Below are 18,663 nucleotides of genomic sequence, written 5' to 3'. Positions count from 1 at the left end.
AGAAAATTGGATGTCTACAGATCTTCCAGATTATTGTTACGGTTTTCTTTTACTTCTTTAAAGTAGGTAGGGGTTAACCCCGTAACTTTTTTGAACTGGTTCGATAGATGAGCGACACTGCTGTAATGTAATCTGTGAGCAATTTCGGTAAGAGTGAGCTCATCATAGATTAGAAGCTCTTTCACCTTTTCGATCTTGTGCAGAATAATGTATTGCTGAATGGTAATTCCCTTCACTTCCGAAAATGTATTGGAGAGATAGGTATAATCGTAATTCAATTTCTGGCTGATATAGTCCGAATCATTCACATTTGGTACTTCATCGGAGTAATGTATCATTTCAATAATTAAGGTTTTGATCTTCTCAACCAGGATATTCTTTTTATCGTCCAGAAGTTCAAGACCTAATTTCTTCAGGTTTTGATTGAAAATCTCCAACTGTTCATTTGAGACCTCTTCCATTATTTCAACCATGCCTAGTTCAACAGAAACACAAGTCAGTCCAAGTTTTTCAAGCTCGCTCTTGACCACCATCTTGCAGCGCAAACTAACCATATGTTTAATATATAGTTTCATGACGTACCCTTTACTTGAACTCAGCTTTCATTTAAATATGACGTTAATCGTATTTAAAAAAAGTTGACCTTGACTGCCTTATTTTATCTAATCATCACCACAAATGAATTTAATTAGAATAGACGTAGCTATTCTTGATTTAAAAAATTCATTTACCACTCTTGTATTTAACAAAATTGGAACTACATTAATTTTGAAAATGCTTTATTCTAATAAAATTTCAATGATGTAATGCCATGAGCAACAACATGCTGCGCTTTCATTCGGAATTAGAATCACTTTGTATGGATGCTTTTTGAAACCGTTGCAAGAGCTTCTGAGTAAGTGGTTTTTTTAGTTAATCATAAATCTACAGTCAAAATCTGACCTTATCATAGCTGACGGTAATCAACTTAGTTTTAGCGAGGGACTTCATTCCAATCTGCAGAAAAACAGTGAAATTTCCTAGAACCCGGTAAAGCTCGGACAAATCATTGAATGGCACTCATTGGTCCAAAATATTTCGATCATTGATATAACCGATGGTAAAACCGGTGGAGGGCCTCGCTAAAAATAGCTTTGCGGTTCACGTTGATTACTTCGGGGGGTAGGCATTTGCTATAGTGTGTCGCATCTCAAATGGGGCTCTGCGGATCAACTATTATATTGAATTCACATTTAAAATATAATGTCAGGAACTTACACCGCCGACACCGGAAGTGGGTGAATGACTATAGTTCTTAGAAATGTTTTGGCGTTCTTTTTTTAAGCGCATAAAATAGCGCGGCGTAAGTCCTGTTGTTTTTTTAAACTGGGCAATCAGGTAGTGCTTGTTTTTGTAATTAAGCACTTCTGCTATGTCATCGATAGGCATATCTTCATACAGCATCAACTCTTTGGCACGTTCTATTTTTTGTATGACGATAAACTGAATTACCGACATTCCATTCACGTCCGAAAAAATTTTGAAGACAGAATCTTCTCCCGAAATCACATGTTTATTGACCAGATCATGAAAACTCAGTTTTGGTAACGTTTCCGAATGATGAATGACTTCGACGATGGTATGTATAATTCGATCAATCAGCGTGCTCTCTTTTTCAGTAAGTAAAATCATACCTGTCTCTGATAAACTCTTTTTTAATTCATCATATTGAGCATCCGTGTACTCTTCGAGAAAATGAATGGCTCCGTGGAAGGTGATTTCATAGTTAAATCCTATATCATCTAATATAGACTTCAGAATCCTTCTATCCCGCAAACAAACCATGTATTTCACATACAGTTTTCTTGTACCGGACGTATCTAACAGCTCCAAATTTCTATTTTGACCGTCATTATTCGCTGAACCTGACATCTATTGCCTATGCGTTAATTTATATATATTTCTATTTATTCAATTCGTCTGTATATAAATGCAATATACAAAGTTTTTTAAGCAAGAGGATGACAGCTCTCTCATTCTGCCACCTTCTCGGTTTTGAATAAATGAAAATACCCTGGTTATCGTTTTATTAAGTTAATTTTACACCATCTAATTCATTCAGCCTCTTTGCAATTTTTCCTGGCGTGAGGCGTGTTCCGGTTACATAGTCTCGAACATTTTTGTTTCGCAGTTCCATAGTTAATGAATCATTCGATTGAATGACATTTATGGCAAAAATCAGGGATCTTTTTTCACCGGTTTTATTTCCTTTTCGATAATACTTTTTTGCATTATTGTACTGAATCATAAAAGTTTGGATATAGATTTTTTTCTGAATGTCATCTACATAACTGTCGTAATCCGACATCACATCACGGCATTCTTCTGCATTTACAGCTTCCAACTCCGATAGTACTTTGTATAAATTATTTATAGGGGTCATGAGCTTACCTCTCTGGATACTCTATTGATTCTTAATTTCGAATGAATAAATTGCAGGTTTTCATGGGTGATATTTTTTATTCCATGAGAAACCGTCTTTCATTTTTCAGGAATGATTTGTTATTCCTGCACCACTTATAACATTAGAAAACTCTACTTCACATGCGTTAAAAACGTAACATGTAATGTTGTATAAATTAAAGTTTTGTGATGTTACAGCTTTTTTCGGTAGGTAATCTATCTGAATCTTGTTTAGGGAAGCCGATGTAATGAAAGCTCTATTTATTAAAACTGGAGCTGCTTTGGTTGTAATTAACCGATCTTTGAACTGTGTAAATCTTTAAAGGTTCCGGCACTAAACATATAAGTTCAGTTCCAAATGAGACACCATTTGGAAAAAGTAATGTTTGAACGGATTATTAGTTTAGAGTCGTAAATGTTTGATAAATTAGAATATTCATAAGATTCGAAGGGGGGGTCTTCCCTTACAGCGATAGCCGTCTGATTACGAAAAAGAGCGAAGTCACTTTCAGCTGTCAAAGGGTGCCGATTTCAATGGATGTACTCGTCCTTTTTTTAAAAAGATCGGTTCTCCGATTTATCTTCAATAACCATTTTTTAATCTAAAAGAAAAGGCAGTGAGACTTGTCTTTCTAATATAGTTCGGATTTACTTAAAAGTATGGAAATGAAAAAAATGTTGGACAGATTATACTCTTGCTTATAATGAAGTGTTAGTTATTTGTCTGTAGTAATCGAAATAGTTTACTCCATCCCATTTTAGCATAATTCTTGTCAAAAATTACTTTATCAAATCAGGCATATAAAAGCTTTTGGTTTTAGCCGTCCAGCACCTATTTTGATCCTGTGATTAATTTAAACCAAAAAATAGCGTTTAAGCAGACGGCTTGGCTACTGATTGTAGCCAGCATGGTATGTGTATTTTTTGGAAGCGGCGTACATGTCCATGCCATTTTTGATCATCTGTTTGAACACGGCGATGTCCACACGTTTGTGCACTCCCATTCAGATGACCATGATCAAAACCATCATCACACCGAAGAATTTGACGATGAAGAGGATCACCAGCATCCAATCGCTACTGTTGATCTGTCAGGAACGCACACGCAGAAAACCACAAATAATGCTTCTACAAAATCTGATCAGTTTTCTTCTCAAGGAGTATTAAGCAGCTATTCAGTATCTCAAACTCCACTTCCACTTTTTTTCGATTTGCCACCGCCGGATGATCTATATCAGTCCAACCCTTTCTCTTCTTACTCCCTTCGCGGCCCACCCCTGGGATAATTCTATCCCTTAGGCAGATAGCATCTTTTCTCAGCTATCTCAATTCGTATTTCACAACCATTAATACATATTTCATATGAAATCATCCAAGTGGTGGATCTTGTTTTTGGTATTCCTTTGGATACCGTTACAGGTACACGCCCAATCTCAAATACTCTCTCTTGAGGAAACTGTTGAGCTTTTCAAACAGCACAGTCTTCAACAGGAACTGGCCAAACTTGAAGAACTCCGAAGACAGGGAGCGGCTCAACAGTACAAGTCGTACATGAATCCCGAGGTGAGCATCTTCAGGGAACAGCTTAACGCCGGTACGCTTGATTATGACGAAACCACCTATCAGATTTCGCAGCCGATTGAACTGCTGGGACAGCCGTTTCTTCGAAACAGAAGTGCCAATAAAAGCAGTGAAGCTGCTACTCTATCCTACCAGTACGATCAGTCTGTTCTTATTGAACAGGTGAAATCCCTGTACGTAGAATACTGGTATTTACAGCACAAGCTTGAGGTGTATGACCAGGCCTTGGAAGTTATTGATCAGGTGTTGGCATCGGCCAGAAACCGTCAGGCAGAAGGCACCGAGTCAGGACTTCAGGTACAGCGTTTTACCATTGAAAAGAACCGGTATCTGCGCGAGCGTAATGAAGTAGAGCTGGAGATGATACAGTCTCAAAAACAATTGGCTGCAATGATCACTTCATCAGAAGAATCCGGTTTTGAATTTCAGGTTGAACCCGATTTACCGGTGGAGCCGATTCTGGAAGATCCGGAGATACTTCGGCAATATGCCCTTGAGTACAGAGCTGATTTACAAGCCATGGAACTGGAAACGGAGGCTCTCGGACTTAAATACAGAGTGGAAAAACGAGAACGCCTACCTGACTTAAAAGTCAATTTCGGCTATAAAAATCAGTCGGACGGCTCGGAAGGATTTGTCATTGGCGGGGGAATTCAGATTCCCATCTTCAACCGAAACAGCGGAAACATCAGGATGGCGGAAGCCGATCAGCGGAGCATGGAAACATCTGTGCATATTCAACGGCGAACTATTCGCAATCAGGTAGATGTTGCCTACCGCCGAGTGCAGAATTTGTACGGTCAGTGGCAGGAGATGCAGCAAAATCCACTAACCCAGGAGATGCTGGAGACGTCGCGATCCGCATATCAGGAAGGACGTTTTTCTTTAGTAGAACTTTTGGATGCCACCAAAGCATTTGTTGACGGGCTCAGCCTTCAGCATCGTATAGTCGCAGATTTCCAACAAGCTCTTATTACACTAGATACCCTCACTTCAGGAAAAATATCTTCAACTCAAAACCACTCAGAACAATGAAAAAATTCATAACACTTTTAGCACTTATCACAGGATTAGTAGTAGCAGGATGCGCCTCAGACAATGAAGATCATTCACACGGATCCGATGGCGACCACACCCATGAAGAACCCGCCCAACAATCATCAACAGGTGATAGTGATGCCGTGCGTATTGGAGGTGGTGCAGATTCTGTTGACGTAGAATCAGATCACTCCCATGACGAAGACAGCGACCACAGCCATGAGGAAGAGCATACTCATGATGATGACTCAACGCATTCTCACGGGGATGAAGAACACGATCACTAATACTCTGGCATCCAACTAACTAATCACGAATAAATTTCGACGCAATGAAACAGCTTATAACATATATCATTCTGTGCTCATCCCTGCTTTTGGTGGGGTGTGGTGGCGGATCAGATCAGGAAGGCCATAGCCATGAAGAAGAGGGCGATCATACCCACGAGCAGCCTGCACAACAAGCACAAGATCAACAAGGCCACTCCCACGATGGAGATGACGCCCATAGCCACGATGAGGAATCCCAACTGGAAGGGGCCGGGGTGATTACCCAGTGGACAGATAAAACTGAGCTGTTCATGGAATATCCGGAACTGATTGTTGGTCAGGAAGCTACCTTTGCGGTGCACCTTACGCGCCTTTCGGATTTCAAACCCGTTTCCGAATCGGAAGTGGAGTTTGTGTTTAGTTCAGAGCGGGGCAATGAAGGCTCCATTACTGAAACGGAAGTTCAGGTTCCGGGGATTTATGGCCCGGATGTTATCTTTGAACGCGCAGGAAGGTATGATCTGGCCATTATCATCAAAGGAATGGTAGATGATACACTTCAGGTAAATGGCATTCCCGTTTATAGCTCAGCAGAAGAGGTTCCGGCAACTCACGAGGACGAGGATCCCAATTTGATATCCTTTCTAAAAGAGCAGCAGTGGAATATCCCGTTTGGCACTGAGCCTGTCGGGAGACAAACACTTTATCGAACGATTGAAGCACACGGGGAAACACACCCGGTTACTCAAAAAGAATCGATCGTGTCAGCACCTTTTGCAGGAATTGTTCTGAGCAGTATGAACCGTGATTTACCGGTATCGGGTCAGCAGGTTTCAAAAGGACATACGCTGCTGAGACTGAATCCGGCTATTCAGTCTGAAGACGGCGAAAACTATGCAGAACAGTTTATCAACGCACAATCGCGGCTCGAACTTGCGGAAAATAACCTTCGGCGATCTGAGCGCCTGTTTGCCAATGAGGCCATCCCCGAAGCGGAACTGGAGCAGGCCCGGATGGAGTACCGTCAGGCGCTGATTCGCTATCAAACCATTCATGAAACACTGCAGATTGAACAGGATGCGATCGACGGGTACGGTGATGATTCCGAATCGTACCGGTTTGAGCTCAAAGCTCCGATAGCCGGTACCATCACAGAGATGTTCGTCACACCGGGGATGCAGGTTAGCGCCGGTGACCCACTGTTCCGTATTGCCGACTTGTCAAAAATCCGATTGAATGTTCACCTTCCCGCTCATCTGAGAAACTCCCTGGGCAATCCGGAGTCGGCCGTGTTTTCGATACAGGGTAGTGACAGACAAATTGCACTGAATGAGGTGGAGGGAAGGCTGGTGAGCCGCGGAGCAAATGTTGATCCGCAATCGCGCACTGTTTCGCTGATCTACGAGATCAATAATGACGATCAAACTCTGCAAACCGGACTTTTCACAACTGTAGAAATCGATACCGAGCAAAAAGAGAACGTACTGTCCGTTCCCGAATCGGCACTGGTCGAGGAAGAGGGAACCTACTCGGTGTTCATACACCGTTCAGGCGAATCATTTGAAAAACGGGAAGTGGTCACCGGCATTCGAAACCGCGGCCAAGTGGAGATTGTCTCCGGGCTTGAGGGAGGTGAACGGATTGTTACCGTCAACGCCTACCGTGTTAAAATGGCCTCCCTTTCTTCAGAAGCTCCCGCACACGGACACTCCCATTAATCCTAAACCTGTACAACTATGTTAGATTCATTAATCAGAGGTTCGATCAGGCACAGGCTTGTGGTGTTGGTCAGTTCCCTTGTCATATTAGTAGCCGGGATATACATCGTTCAAAAAATGCCGGTTGATGTATTTCCCGATCTTACCGCCCCAACGGTTACCGTAATGACCGAAGCTCACGGAATGGCATCCGAAGAGGTGGAACGGCTTATAACCCTTCCCGTGGAAACCGCCGTCAATGGAGCGACCGGTGTTCGAAGGGTACGCTCTTCCACGTCTATGGGAATTTCGATTGTTTGGGTGGAGTTTGAGTGGGGAACCGACATTTTCCAGGCCCGGCAGATCGTAAACGAAAAACTTAAAATGGCGGCAGGGAATTTACCCGAACAGGTTGAACCCCCGGTTATGGCTCCGATATCATCCATTATGGGTGAAATTATGTTGGTCAGTGTAAACAGCGACCAACATTCCGAATTGGATGTTCGAACAGCCGCCGACTGGGAGATCCGCCGCAGGTTGCTGGCCATTCCGGGTGTGGCGCAGGTGATACCGATCGGAGGCGGGAAGAAACAGTACCAGGTGCGTGTTCACCCCGACCGCCTAAAAGAGTACAATGTTACTCTTAATCAGGTTTTAGATGCAGCCGAATATTCAAATGAGAACTTTTCAGGCGGTTTTTTTAATCAACACAGTCAGGAGTTCACCATTCGGGGTATTGGCCGCGCGTATGCGGTAGAAGACCTTGAACAAGCCGTCATCACGGAGCGAAACAATATCCCAATAACCATCGGGGATGTGGCAACCGTTGAAATAGCGGCAGCGCAAAAGATCGGGGACGCGTCAGTCAATGCGGAACCGGCCACGATCATTTCTGTCCAGAAACAACCGGGAGCCAATACCCTGGAGCTGACACAGAGGATTGATGAGACAATGGCTCAAATCGAGCAAACGCTGCCTGATGGGTTTACCATAAATACAAAGCTGTTCAGGCAGGCTGATTTTATCGACCTGGCGATCGACAATGTGGTGGAAGCTCTCCGCGACGGTGCCTTCCTGGTTATTGTGATTCTATTTCTATTCCTGGCCAACTATCGCACCACGCTGATTTCGCTCACGGCCATCCCGTTATCCCTGGTATTTGCCGTATTCGTTCTCGAGTTTTTTGATGTCACCATCAATACCATGACTCTTGGCGGCATGGCGATTGCCATCGGGGTGATTGTGGATGATGCCATTATTGATGTGGAAAATGCGTTCAGGCGACTTCGGGAAAACCATCAGCTTCCGGCAGCGCAGCAACAATCGGCTTTTGATGTGGTCTTTGAAAGCTCAAAAGAGATTCGGACATCCATAATTAATGCCACACTGATTATTATTATCGCATTTGTTCCGCTTTTCTTTCTAAGTGGTATTGAAGGTCGCCTGCTTCAGCCACTGGGTCTGGCGTATATCGTATCCATTGGAGCATCCCTGCTGATAGCTATGACCGTAACCCCTGCCCTTTGCTACTACCTGCTGCCAAATCAGGCCGCAAAGGGAAAACTGGAAGAAAGCTGGTTTACCGGAAAGCTGAAAGCCGGTTACGAAAAGGTTCTGGATTTTGTCCTGCGGTTTAGAAAGTCAGTATTAGCCGGGGCGTTATTGCTCTTCTTAACAACGTTGATCGTTCTCCCTTTTTTAGGCCGATCATTTTTACCAGAGTTCAACGAAGGAACGCTTGTGGTTACCGCAGTCACCATTCCCGGAACATCGCTGGATGAATCGAATGAGATCGGAAACCAGGTGGAGCGAATTCTGCTGGATCACCCGGCTGTAACTTCCACATCACGACGAACCGGTCGAGCCGAACTGGATGAGCACGCCCAGGGCCCCAATTCTTCCGAAATTGATGCACGACTGGACCTGCCAGAAGGCATGACAAAGGAGGAAGCTTTGGCCGATCTTCGTGAAGATCTGACTGTTGTACCGGGAACCAACATCTCCATCGGTCAGCCGATCAGTCACCGTATTGATCACATGTTGTCCGGCACTCAGGCTAACATTGCTGTCAAAATTTTCGGACCTGACCTGTTCAGGCTCAGAGCAATGGCTGAAGAGGTTAGAGGGCAGATGGAACCGGTGGACGGGATTGTAGACCTTTCTATTGAGCAGCAGCAAAATGTTCCGCAGATACAGATCAGGCCCAACCGGCGTTCACTGGCCCGGCATGGAATGTCCATCCGCGACTTGTCTGAACTGGTGGATGTTGCATTTGCCGGAGAAGTGGTATCACAGATTCAGGAAGGCGATCAAATGTTTGACCTGCTGGTCCGGTTTGATGAAAATCACAGAGGCAGTATCGAAGCGATTCAAAACGCTACCTTTAACCTGGAAAACGGAACGATTGTGCCCCTTGCTGAACTTGCAACTATTAAATCCCGAAGCGGACCGAACACCATCAGCCGTGAAAATGTACAGCGGGCGATCACGGTTTCAGCCAACGTTGCCGGACGCGATCTGAGAGGAACCGTTGATGAAATTCGATCAAATGTTTCAGAAAACATCACACTGCAGCAGGGCTACTTTGTAGAGTATGGGGGGCAGTTTGAAAGTGAAGCCAGGGCAACGAATATTATCCTGCTGCTCAGTATTTTTTCCATCCTCGGGATTTATCTTCTGCTCTTCCTTGAATTTGGATCGCTGAAAACTGCTTTGGTGGTCATGGTAAACCTGCCTTTCGCTTTGATTGGCGGAATATATATGGTTCTGTTTACGGGCGGGATTGTGACCATCGCATCATTGGTTGGGTTCATCACCCTGTTCGGCATTGCCACACGAAACGGTATCCTGATGGTTTCCCACTATCAGTACTTGAGAAAAGAAGGAAAAGAGTTCATACAGGCGATCCGGCAGGGAGCCATGGAGCGACTCAATCCAATTTTGATGACGGCATTAACTGCCGGGCTTGCTTTGATTCCCCTGGCCATTGCAGTCGGTGAACCGGGTAATGAGATACAGTCTCCCATGGCACAAGTCATTCTGGGAGGATTGCTGAGTGCAACGATGCTCAATATGGTAGTAATTCCTGCATTGCTTGCTCAGTTTGAGACGCAGTAATTTATTGGCTATATGGCCTCAGGTTAAAATGAAGAAAGAAGAACAGCGGCTTTGTGGCAAAGCAAGTCGCTGTTTTTTTATGATACCAAAATGTTTTTCGGAATATTTATAAAGCACATTTGAAGCAATCAGGCACGCTTAAAGAAAAATGTTGGACCAACCCAAAAATAAAAAAGCCATAAGATATTATAAGTAAATACATTATGGCTTTGAAATCGTGCGTCTATGTACGCCCGGAAGAAAGCAAAAGTCTTCATTTAGATACTTTAAAATGCACTTTAATGATGTTTAAAGACCAATTCTGATTTCTGTTTAAGCGGTTGAAAGGAAGGGAAATGAAAGTTTTGTTTGCCGGAAAATTCATTAAACAAATAATGGAATATTTAGCCCTTTAAGTTTATCACAGACTATAAAAAAACAATATAAAATCGATTCAGTATATTAACTTTATATTTACTTATTCTATCTTTTACTCATTTAATTCAAGTGGATTTCTTACAAAAATTTCAGCTAAAGCAACCGTACCCCTTTTATTACGATTCAATAAGAAGAGTATTCAATATAGCTTTAGTGCTGGCGATTATTATCCCCCTCTTCATGTATCTTTTTAAACCGTTCGATATTAACTATGAAGAGCACAGGTTTTCATTCGCGGTTATTGCTTTAATATTCGGAGTAGTCGACAGTATCGTTTTTTTCCTGAGTATTATTTTAATTCAGAAACTTTTGCCCAAATTTGTCGAGGAAAGCAAGTGGACAGTGCTAAAAGAGCTGGGATTGTGGGCTGTTATTTTATGTAGTATTGGTATCGCTAACTTCTTTTTGCGAGAGCTGGTATATGTTAATCCACAAAATTTGTCGCTCGATTACCTGCTGGAAGAAATTACCCATAGCTACTTGTTTGGTTTTCTTGTAGCCAGCCTGCTCACACTTGTTAATTTGGTTTACCTGGTTCTTTCTACTTCCCACAAAGCTTCTGACTGGGATACTGTGGTACACGAAATTAATACCTCAATACGCCAACCCAAATCACAATCGGTAACTATTGAAGCTGAAAGCGAGCAAGATATAATCAGTTTTGATATTGCGGATTTTATTTTTGCTCGTGTTGATGGAAATTATGTGGAATTTTACCTGAAAGATGAACAGAAAAATATCAACAGATATATAAAACGAAACACACTCAAGAGAATAGAAAAACAGCTCCGCCCGTTTAAAAATGTTATACGGGTGCATCGTTCTTTTCTCATTAATATTGATTATATCACTTCTGTACAAGGCAATGCCCAGGGATATCGATTAACAATTGACGGTTTGGAAGAAGTTATCCCGGTTTCGAGAAGTTACATCCATTCCTTTGATGCTGTGCTGAGTAGCTAATCCTTGTTATTTATCACAAAAGCTTGTGTGGCACCCCAAATCGTTGTCATACATCCCATTCTCCTTTCGCCCCATTTGGTCACCTGATACCTTTCTACAGACGAAATAAAAGAGTCTGAATTTTCGTCTTTTCAAACATTGATTCGTCTCTATTTCGAATCATGACCAAATATCTACAATAATATATTACACGCATGTTATTCTCTTTCAGATTTATGTTTTTTGTATTAATTCAACTGCTGGGATTCATACTAACTGCATCAATCCAAGCAAAAAATGATCCGCAAACAACTTCCATACCGTATGTCAGTGATGCAGTTACTATTGACGGAAGTTTGGATGAGCGTTTTTGGAAATCAGCTCATACGCTCCCATTGAAAATGAGTCAGCCGATTTATGGAAATCCCCCTTCGACTGAAACTACCGTTAAAGTAGCCCACAGCGGCAATGCTATATACGTAGGCGGATATTTTAAGTATAACTCGTCTGATATAAATGACCGACAGCTTAGCCGGGATGACCTGGATTACAGTTCTGATCTTTTTGGGGTGGTAATAGACGGGTATAATGACAAAAAGAGCGCGAACGTATTTATAACTTCTCCTTCCGGCAATAAAACCGATCTTGCCGTTACTGATGATGCCGAATTTTCCAAGAATCTGAATTGGAATACCTTTTGGACAGTCAAAGTAAATCGAGAGGATACGTATTGGTCTTTTGAAATGCGCATACCGCTGAGCAGTTTGCAATATCAAAAGAAAGATGGAAAAGTTGTTGCAGGATTATCAGTGTGGAAGTATTCGGCTGATAACAACGAATTTGATACGTACCCGTTGATCAGCAATGATTATGGCAATGACAGCTATTTTAAACCCTCGAAAACGGCTGCCTTTAGCTTCAATACAGATATCGGCACTAAATCAAAGCCGTTATTTGTTACCCCTTATTTTTTAGGCGGGTATGACCATGAGCAGTTAAACAGTGGTGATAATCATGGCCAGTTTTCGCCGAATATTGGTATTGATGCCAAATACAAGTTATCCTCAAATTTTACACTCGATGCTACAGTCAATACCGACTTCGCCCATGTCGAAGATGACAATCAGCAAATAAATTTGACCCGCTTTCCGCTCCACCGGGAAGAGAAACGCACCTTTTTCCAGGAACGTGCCGGACTTTTTTCCTTCAATACCGGCGGTCCAACCAATCTTTTTTACAGCCGGCGTATTGGCCTAACGGATGAAGGCAGAGACGTGCCTATTGATGGCGGAGTTCGGCTGACAGGACGTGCCGGGCGCTGGGATATCGGCGCACTGAGTTTGCAGTCGGCCCCAAAATATGGTAACGAAGGCGAAAGCTTCGGTGTGATTCGGGTCCGTAGAAATTTAAGTGACGATCGTTCTACTTATGTCGGTTTTATGTCCACTTCCCGGGTATCGCAATCGAATGTTTATAACCTGGCTTATGGAGTGGATATGGTCTGGGAAGGAGACCGGGATCTGTTCATTACCGGTCGATATAGTCATACCTTTGATGATCCAGATTCATCCGGTTATACGCGTGGTTGGCTCAACAATACTAATATGCTGATTAAAGCTGAACGCAAATCCTACATCGGCTTTTTCTACAAGTTTTCAATCAACAGGATGGGACAAAGTTACAATCCTGGACTGGGTTTTGTTGATCGCACTGATTTTACCCGATACGGTGATCGTATCGCCTACGGCTGGGAGGCACCGAAACATTCTTTTATCCAAAAATCCCAGCTGATAACAGATGCCCATATATATGTCGGAAATACGTCTAATAAAATGGAAAGCTCGTCGATTTTAATCAAAAATTATACTTCGTTCAAATCCGGTTTTGTGATTCAGTTTGGCGTCAAACATCAGACAGAACATCTGACAACCGGATATAACCTTTCTGAACGGGTCTCTATCCCCGCCGGGCAATATGGATTCGAAGAGGTATTTGTCAAATTTTCTACCTCAAAGGGCAGTCGCTTACGTCTGGACGCTTCTACATCGGTGGGAGGTTTTTTTGACGGCAAAGGAGTAGGCACGGTCATTTCTCCGGAATGGAGTATCAATCCTAATTTTGAGCTATCCGGTGATATGGAATACTACAACATAAACTTTGAGGAGCGCGGCCAGTTATATCGCAGCCTGTTGTTACGTGGAAGACTGGATGTTAAACCGGCACCCAATATCTCAATATCAGGATTAGCCCAATACAACAGCTTAACCAATGTAACCTCTTCATTTGCAAGATTTCGCTTCAATATTGCAGATGGCTCCGACTTATTTCTGGTCTACAGGTTTGGACAAAACAATACACCTTTTGAACAGCTCCACTTGAATGATCCCGTTGAAATTCACTCCCTGCAAGCCAAGTTCAATTATACTTTCCAGTACTAAGTACTGCTAAAAAAAGAGGGGTGGAGTCATTTATTTCATCAAAACGTTCGTCCATTAATCGTAACAACAATACATCATCATGATATTTCTTTATGCTATAAGAGATCATAAAATTTTTGCCCGGTTCACCCTCTTGTTAATGTGTTTGTTATGCTCGTATTCCGCGCAATCGCAAACTACAGATTCAGCGAAATCTGTAATCATTCCTGGTTCCGGGAATCTGGATTATACCAAGCTCCGGCAATATGATATTACTTTCAATATTTATTTACAGGTCCATCAGAAACGCGATTCTTTAGGCACTTTGCATGACCGGTTAAAATTCCTGGAAAGAGAAGGGCAAGTAGAAAGAATACAAGTGATGAGACTAATTAATCAACCGGTGCATTTTGACAGCGTTAGAGCAACAAACCAAAGCTTGAAACCGATATTTCATTATTCAAAAAATAAAGCCAGAAAAATCGAATTGTACTATGAAAAAGGAATTGTAACAGGAAAGTACACTCCTTCATCAGGAGATGTTATAACCATTAACAATTCCTTCAATCTCCATCATTTTGATTCTAACTGGTTAGATATCATTCTTCAATTACTACCCCTTGATGAAAACTATCACACCTTAGTACAAACCCACGAAGTAAACGCTAACGGCAAATCCGGGTTAGTAAACTATGAAGTAGAAGTGGTGGGGCAAACCCAAATTACTGACTCACAAAAAAATACGTTTGATGTTTGGAAAGTTCTCACCCGAAAAGAAGATCAGGAAACAACTTTTTTCTTAGAAAGAGATTCTAAGGAAGTATTAAAAATAATAAGTCCTGTCAGTAGTCAGCAGATGATGATTCTGGAGCGAATTTTTCGACAATAATTTAAAAATTAACCTAAATAACAGAAAAACGTGAAAAAAATATTCCTCATTGTCCTTTTGATTCTAACTATTTTTCCAGATCTATATGCTCAAAAAGCGAGCAGGCAACCGGCTAAAGTTGCAGAGTTAATTGCTCAATTTAGGGGAGAATGGAGTTGTAAAGGAGCTTTTACGAAAGACAATCGCCCACTTGAGGCGAGTATCACTTTTACACCTGCAATGGAAGGTAAAGCATTGGAATATGAGCATAAAGACCTGCCTCCAAATTCATTTCATGCGTTGGGACTCTGGAATGTAGATTCAGCCAGTAATACGCTGACATATACTTTTGTTTCTACACTAAAAGGAAGTAAGGAAGCGAACTCACGATACTTTGTTGGTAATGTCAAGGATACTAAAACTTTGGTGCTAACAGCTGATACACTTGCTGCAGCTCCTTTCAGGGAAAATCGCTATGTCTATGAAATTAAATCAAAAGATGAGTTTAAGTATCAATGGCAGGTTTATGCTGATGGGATCTGGAATACTGGAGATTATCTTAATTGCCGAAAAACTCTATGATTGTTTTGATAATCGAGAGGAAAACACACCAATTCAATTACGTTTTCAGCCGAGAACATGAGCAGAAAACAAACTTATTCAATCGCAAAGAGTAATAATGAAAACTGTAGAAAATAAACTACTAATCATCCTGGCATTGCTGATTATTCCTTTTTCAGTTGAATCTCAAGATCTAAATAGCCTAAACCGTGACGCCTTAAATGAACTAAAAGAGGAGGTTATTGCAACGAATAGTGATGCTTTCCTTCTTATGAAAGATGACAGTCTATTAGTAGAATGGTATTCCGACGGTCCACAAAAAATCGAGTTAATGTCCGGCCTAAAATCGGTTGTTGCATTGGGAGTAGGCCGGCTGTTGTACCAGCAAAAAATAGATTCCTTAGATCAACCTGTGCACTCCTATTTTCCCGAGTGGAAACAGGGCAGGAAAAAAGATATAACAATAAGGCATCTTTTAAACCATACTTCCGGGTTGCAGAATGTTTCTAATGCCGGTGTTGAGATATACCCCTCACCCAATGCTTTGCAACTTGCCCTGACCGCAGAATTAACGTCCGATCCCGGAGCCGAGTTCAGCTATAACAACAAAGCGGTAAATCTTCTTGCCGGTATTTTTCAGAAAGCGACCGGCAAACGTATGGATCATTATTTCAGGGATGAATTTTTCAGGCCCCTGCATATAACAGATTATAAATGGTATTTGGACAAGTCAGAAACTCCTCACGCCATGGCGGGATTGGAGCTTTCAGCCAGAGATTTTGCCAAGTTTGGCCAATTGGTGTTACACAAAGGCATCTGGAATGATAATCAGTTGGTAAGCGAAGACTATATCAACGAAATGCTTGAACAAGGACAAACCTATTATCCACTCTCAGGCTTGTTATGGTGGAGGATGCCAGAATATGTTCACTACAATCTCACCAAGGAAAGAATTGAGGACTTTATAAAAGCAGGCATTGACTCTTCAATCCTAAACAAGCTTGAGCCTTTACAGGAATCAAGCATCAATGGGATTGATTCGTATAGGCAAACAATGCAAAAAGTGTTCGGAAGTGATTGGCGCGAAATCAGAGATAAGAATTTCCGTCAAAATGGATTTGAAAATATTTTCAAGAAAGAATATGGACCAATTGCAGGGTATTATGCCGAAGGTTACTTGGGACAATATCTGGTTGTGATTCCCGGGGCAAATCTTGTTGCCGTTCGGCAAATACAGAGGAAAGAGTCGTACAATTCAGAAACGGATAATTTTCAACATTTCAGGTATAGGGTTCTGAACCTGGTATTCGATAACGCCAGTCAATGATATAGCTTTTTAACCCAAGTATTACTTTTAAAAAACAACACATGGAAATCAATTACAATGCACCGGTAACGTATTCCGCCGAAAAGTGGATTCCTGTCCCTCTGGATATTGCCTGGGACGTGCAGACCAATATTGCTGAATGGAGCAAATGGAATACCGAAATCTCCCGGGTCCAATTAAACGGTCCGGTAGCGCCGGGAACGAGCTTCCGTTGGATAGCGGGTGGGGCACCGATTATTTCTGAGATTCAGGAAGTAATTCCCAAACAACGAATTACATGGACCGGCAGAATGCTAGGCATTCGAGCTATCCATAGCTGGACATTTGAGAAAAAAGATGATGGTGTCTTGGTTAAAACGGAAGAATCTTTTGAAGGATTCATGGTGAAAATGATGCCTTATTTATTTCGTAAAATGCTTAGAAAATCTTTACAAAGAAGCCTGGATGCGTTATACAATGAATGCATTCGAGTGAATATTTTACGAATATCCTTACTTTTTTAGTTACTAACTTATTATTTTCAAACACTATTATTTAATCTGCAGCAGATAAAAAAATGTCAAATTTGAATAAATTCGATTATATCTCAGAACAGCTTTGGAAATCATATTCCGACAAAGTATGCTACTACTTTAAAAGCAGAATGGAGAATAACTTACTGGCTTGTGATTTAATGCAGGATACATTTCATAAGGTTCTCACAAATAAAAAGAAATTGGCAGAGATTCAAAATCATGAAGCGTGGATCTTTCAAATAGCGCGAAATACCCTGATTGACTACAGCCGGAAGAAAAAAGAAGAGAAACTGGATAATTTGGAAATTCCGGATGATCAATCATCTATCATAGACTCTACATCTGAATTTGATGAAGTTTCAGAGTGCCTCTATGAACTAATTGATGAGTATTCTCAAGAGGACGAAAATTATCTTCGGGAAGTTTTCACAAAAACCCTTTCCCAAAAAGAAGCTGCACAAGCTCTTGATATACCTTACACTACTTTCAAGTCAAGAGTGCAAAAAGCTCGCAAAATCATTATCAATGAATTTAATGTTCGTTGCTGCCATTTAAAATATAATGATCAAAATAAAATTATCGGGTGCACACCTGTAAGGAATGAATTGGTTTAGTACAAATATCCGATCTCAGCATTTACAATGATACATACACATTGCAACCTTTCAATATGAATACCAATATGTTTACCGAGGATGAATGACTCCTGGTTCTGTTACAATTAGTCTGGCACAAATCCCGGTAATAAAAGGTGCTCTTAAGGAAAACGTAAAGATTCATTTATCATATATTTCTGAATCCTCGTACTTTGGCGCTGATGTGGTTGTTTTTCCTGAACTTTCACTGACAGGATACGAGTTAGAACTTGCTGATCAACTATCATTTCAACAAGAACCCAACGAGTTTAGGGTGTTATCCGAATCATCAGTAGAATACAACATAGTTGTTATAGCAGGGTGCCCGTTGATAAATAAAAAAAGTAAGCCGTCAATCGGTGCTGTGATCTGTTTTCCAAATGGAGATATTGAGTTTTACTCTAAGCAATATTTGCATACAGGCGAGGATGCCTATTGCTCAACTGGCACTGAAGACTACCTGTTTTCCATTAATAAACATCGAATAGCCTTGGCTATTTGCGCTGATTATTCCAATCCCAGACACTCTGCAAATGCCGTTACAAACGGGGCGGATATGTATGTTGCAAGCGCATTAATTTCAGAACCCGCTTATCAAGCAGATGCGAGGATTTTATCCAATATTGCCTCTGGATATAAAATACCAGTCCTTTTATCCAATCATATTTCACAAACAGGAGGTTGGCCTGCTTGCGGCAAAAATACAGTTTGGGATTCATCAGGTGAAGTAGTTATAACCTCAGGCGATAAAGATGAGTGTATTGTCCTGTGCACTTTCTTTGATGATAGTTTTAATGGCACCATAGAGAAGACAACAGTTGGTTAATAACAAGACAC

16 protein-coding genes are annotated in these 18,663 nt (G+C 41.6%); 13 read left to right on the top strand and 3 right to left on the bottom strand.

Features of this window, described 5'->3' with window-relative positions; translation table 11 throughout:
• Nucleotides 1-14: 14 nt before the first annotated feature.
• The 3 genes from CWD77_RS09225 to CWD77_RS09215 all read right to left on the bottom strand — a co-directional run bounded on the left by CWD77_RS09225 (nucleotide 15) and on the right by CWD77_RS09215 (nucleotide 2,422).
• Nucleotides 15-575 carry a helix-turn-helix domain-containing protein gene (locus CWD77_RS09225; RefSeq protein WP_101073272.1) on the bottom strand — a complete coding sequence of 187 codons (561 nt, stop codon included), beginning with the start codon at nucleotides 573-575 and terminating at the stop codon, nucleotides 15-17.
• 670 nt (nucleotides 576-1,245) lie between these two features.
• Complete coding sequence (locus CWD77_RS09220) at nucleotides 1,246-1,911, bottom strand: helix-turn-helix domain-containing protein (protein ID WP_101073271.1); 666 nt, start codon at nucleotides 1,909-1,911, stop codon at nucleotides 1,246-1,248.
• Nucleotides 1,912-2,068: 157 nt separating this feature from the next.
• The gene (locus CWD77_RS09215) at nucleotides 2,069-2,422 is read right to left on the bottom strand and encodes a hypothetical protein (protein ID WP_101073270.1); all 354 of its coding nucleotides are present in this window, start codon (nucleotides 2,420-2,422) and stop codon (nucleotides 2,069-2,071) included.
• Between the two features lie 865 nt (nucleotides 2,423-3,287).
• Between CWD77_RS09215 and CWD77_RS09210 the strand changes: the two genes are divergently transcribed.
• The 13 genes from CWD77_RS09210 (at nucleotide 3,288) to CWD77_RS09150 (ending at nucleotide 18,652) form a co-directional block, all read left to right on the top strand.
• Nucleotides 3,288-3,728 carry a hypothetical protein gene (locus tag CWD77_RS09210; protein WP_133120206.1) on the top strand — a complete coding sequence of 147 codons (441 nt, stop codon included), beginning with the start codon at nucleotides 3,288-3,290 and terminating at the stop codon, nucleotides 3,726-3,728.
• A gap of 76 nt (nucleotides 3,729-3,804) precedes the next feature.
• Complete coding sequence (locus CWD77_RS09205; protein ID WP_101073268.1) at nucleotides 3,805-5,058, top strand: TolC family protein; 1,254 nt, start codon at nucleotides 3,805-3,807, stop codon at nucleotides 5,056-5,058.
• Nucleotides 5,055-5,348 (top strand): hypothetical protein, encoded by a 294-nt coding sequence (locus CWD77_RS09200; protein ID WP_101073267.1) that lies wholly within the window; start codon nucleotides 5,055-5,057, stop codon nucleotides 5,346-5,348. The genes CWD77_RS09205 and CWD77_RS09200 overlap by 4 nt, the downstream gene beginning before the upstream one ends.
• Nucleotides 5,349-5,392: 44 nt before the next feature.
• Nucleotides 5,393-7,048, top strand: a complete 1,656-nt coding sequence (locus CWD77_RS09195) for an efflux RND transporter periplasmic adaptor subunit (protein WP_101073266.1) — start codon at nucleotides 5,393-5,395, stop codon at nucleotides 7,046-7,048.
• Nucleotides 7,049-7,066: 18 nt separating this feature from the next.
• Nucleotides 7,067-10,144 carry an efflux RND transporter permease subunit gene (locus CWD77_RS09190; protein ID WP_101073265.1) on the top strand — a complete coding sequence of 1,026 codons (3,078 nt, stop codon included), beginning with the start codon at nucleotides 7,067-7,069 and terminating at the stop codon, nucleotides 10,142-10,144.
• Nucleotides 10,145-10,741: 597 nt separating this feature from the next.
• Nucleotides 10,742-11,524, top strand: coding sequence for a LytR/AlgR family response regulator transcription factor (locus CWD77_RS09185; protein ID WP_101073264.1), 783 nt, complete (start codon nucleotides 10,742-10,744; stop codon nucleotides 11,522-11,524).
• Between the two features lie 215 nt (nucleotides 11,525-11,739).
• Nucleotides 11,740-13,941: a carbohydrate binding family 9 domain-containing protein gene (locus CWD77_RS09180; RefSeq protein ID WP_165779120.1), complete on the top strand. Its 2,202-nt coding sequence runs from the start codon at nucleotides 11,740-11,742 to the stop codon at nucleotides 13,939-13,941.
• A 79-nt stretch (nucleotides 13,942-14,020) separates the two neighbouring features.
• Nucleotides 14,021-14,809, top strand: coding sequence for a DUF3108 domain-containing protein (locus tag CWD77_RS09175; RefSeq protein WP_101073262.1), 789 nt, complete (start codon nucleotides 14,021-14,023; stop codon nucleotides 14,807-14,809).
• A 30-nt stretch (nucleotides 14,810-14,839) separates the two neighbouring features.
• Nucleotides 14,840-15,370 carry a hypothetical protein gene (locus CWD77_RS09170; RefSeq protein ID WP_101073261.1) on the top strand — a complete coding sequence of 177 codons (531 nt, stop codon included), beginning with the start codon at nucleotides 14,840-14,842 and terminating at the stop codon, nucleotides 15,368-15,370.
• A 97-nt stretch (nucleotides 15,371-15,467) separates the two neighbouring features.
• Nucleotides 15,468-16,676: a serine hydrolase domain-containing protein gene (locus CWD77_RS09165; RefSeq protein ID WP_101073260.1), complete on the top strand. Its 1,209-nt coding sequence runs from the start codon at nucleotides 15,468-15,470 to the stop codon at nucleotides 16,674-16,676.
• 41 nt (nucleotides 16,677-16,717) lie between these two features.
• Entirely contained in the window at nucleotides 16,718-17,179 is a 462-nt protein-coding gene (locus tag CWD77_RS09160) for an SRPBCC family protein (protein WP_101073259.1), read from the top strand.
• Between the two features lie 62 nt (nucleotides 17,180-17,241).
• Nucleotides 17,242-17,805: a sigma-70 family RNA polymerase sigma factor gene (locus tag CWD77_RS09155; protein ID WP_165779119.1), complete on the top strand. Its 564-nt coding sequence runs from the start codon at nucleotides 17,242-17,244 to the stop codon at nucleotides 17,803-17,805.
• A gap of 85 nt (nucleotides 17,806-17,890) precedes the next feature.
• Nucleotides 17,891-18,652 carry a carbon-nitrogen hydrolase family protein gene (locus CWD77_RS09150; RefSeq protein WP_101073257.1) on the top strand — a complete coding sequence of 254 codons (762 nt, stop codon included), beginning with the start codon at nucleotides 17,891-17,893 and terminating at the stop codon, nucleotides 18,650-18,652.
• Nucleotides 18,653-18,663: the final 11 nt, after the last annotated feature.

The sequence above is a fragment of the Rhodohalobacter barkolensis genome (genome assembly GCF_002834295.1).
Lineage (GTDB): Bacteria > Bacteroidota > Rhodothermia > Balneolales > Balneolaceae > Rhodohalobacter > Rhodohalobacter barkolensis.
Note: the sequence above shows the minus strand (reverse complement) of the source record. Positions and strands in the feature narration are given on the sequence as shown.

Bases quoted from the DNA above. Each gene is read 5' to 3' on its own strand.
- CWD77_RS09175 (WP_101073262.1), top strand. From the start codon at position 14,021: ATGATATTTCTTTATGCTATAAGAGATCATAAAATTTTTGCCCGGTTC.
- CWD77_RS09180 (WP_165779120.1), top strand. From the start codon at position 11,740: ATGTTTTTTGTATTAATTCAACTGCTGGGATTCATACTAACTGCATCA.
- CWD77_RS09220 (WP_101073271.1), bottom strand. From the start codon at position 1,911: ATGTCAGGTTCAGCGAATAATGACGGTCAAAATAGAAATTTGGAGCTG.
- CWD77_RS09190 (WP_101073265.1), top strand. From the start codon at position 7,067: ATGTTAGATTCATTAATCAGAGGTTCGATCAGGCACAGGCTTGTGGTG.
- CWD77_RS09195 (WP_101073266.1), top strand. From the start codon at position 5,393: ATGAAACAGCTTATAACATATATCATTCTGTGCTCATCCCTGCTTTTG.
- CWD77_RS09160 (WP_101073259.1), top strand. From the start codon at position 16,718: ATGGAAATCAATTACAATGCACCGGTAACGTATTCCGCCGAAAAGTGG.
- CWD77_RS09165 (WP_101073260.1), top strand. From the start codon at position 15,468: ATGAAAACTGTAGAAAATAAACTACTAATCATCCTGGCATTGCTGATT.
- CWD77_RS09185 (WP_101073264.1), top strand. From the start codon at position 10,742: ATGTATCTTTTTAAACCGTTCGATATTAACTATGAAGAGCACAGGTTT.
- CWD77_RS09150 (WP_101073257.1), top strand. From the start codon at position 17,891: ATGACTCCTGGTTCTGTTACAATTAGTCTGGCACAAATCCCGGTAATA.
- CWD77_RS09225 (WP_101073272.1), bottom strand. From the start codon at position 575: ATGAAACTATATATTAAACATATGGTTAGTTTGCGCTGCAAGATGGTG.
- CWD77_RS09205 (WP_101073268.1), top strand. From the start codon at position 3,805: ATGAAATCATCCAAGTGGTGGATCTTGTTTTTGGTATTCCTTTGGATA.
- CWD77_RS09200 (WP_101073267.1), top strand. From the start codon at position 5,055: ATGAAAAAATTCATAACACTTTTAGCACTTATCACAGGATTAGTAGTA.
- CWD77_RS09215 (WP_101073270.1), bottom strand. From the start codon at position 2,422: ATGACCCCTATAAATAATTTATACAAAGTACTATCGGAGTTGGAAGCT.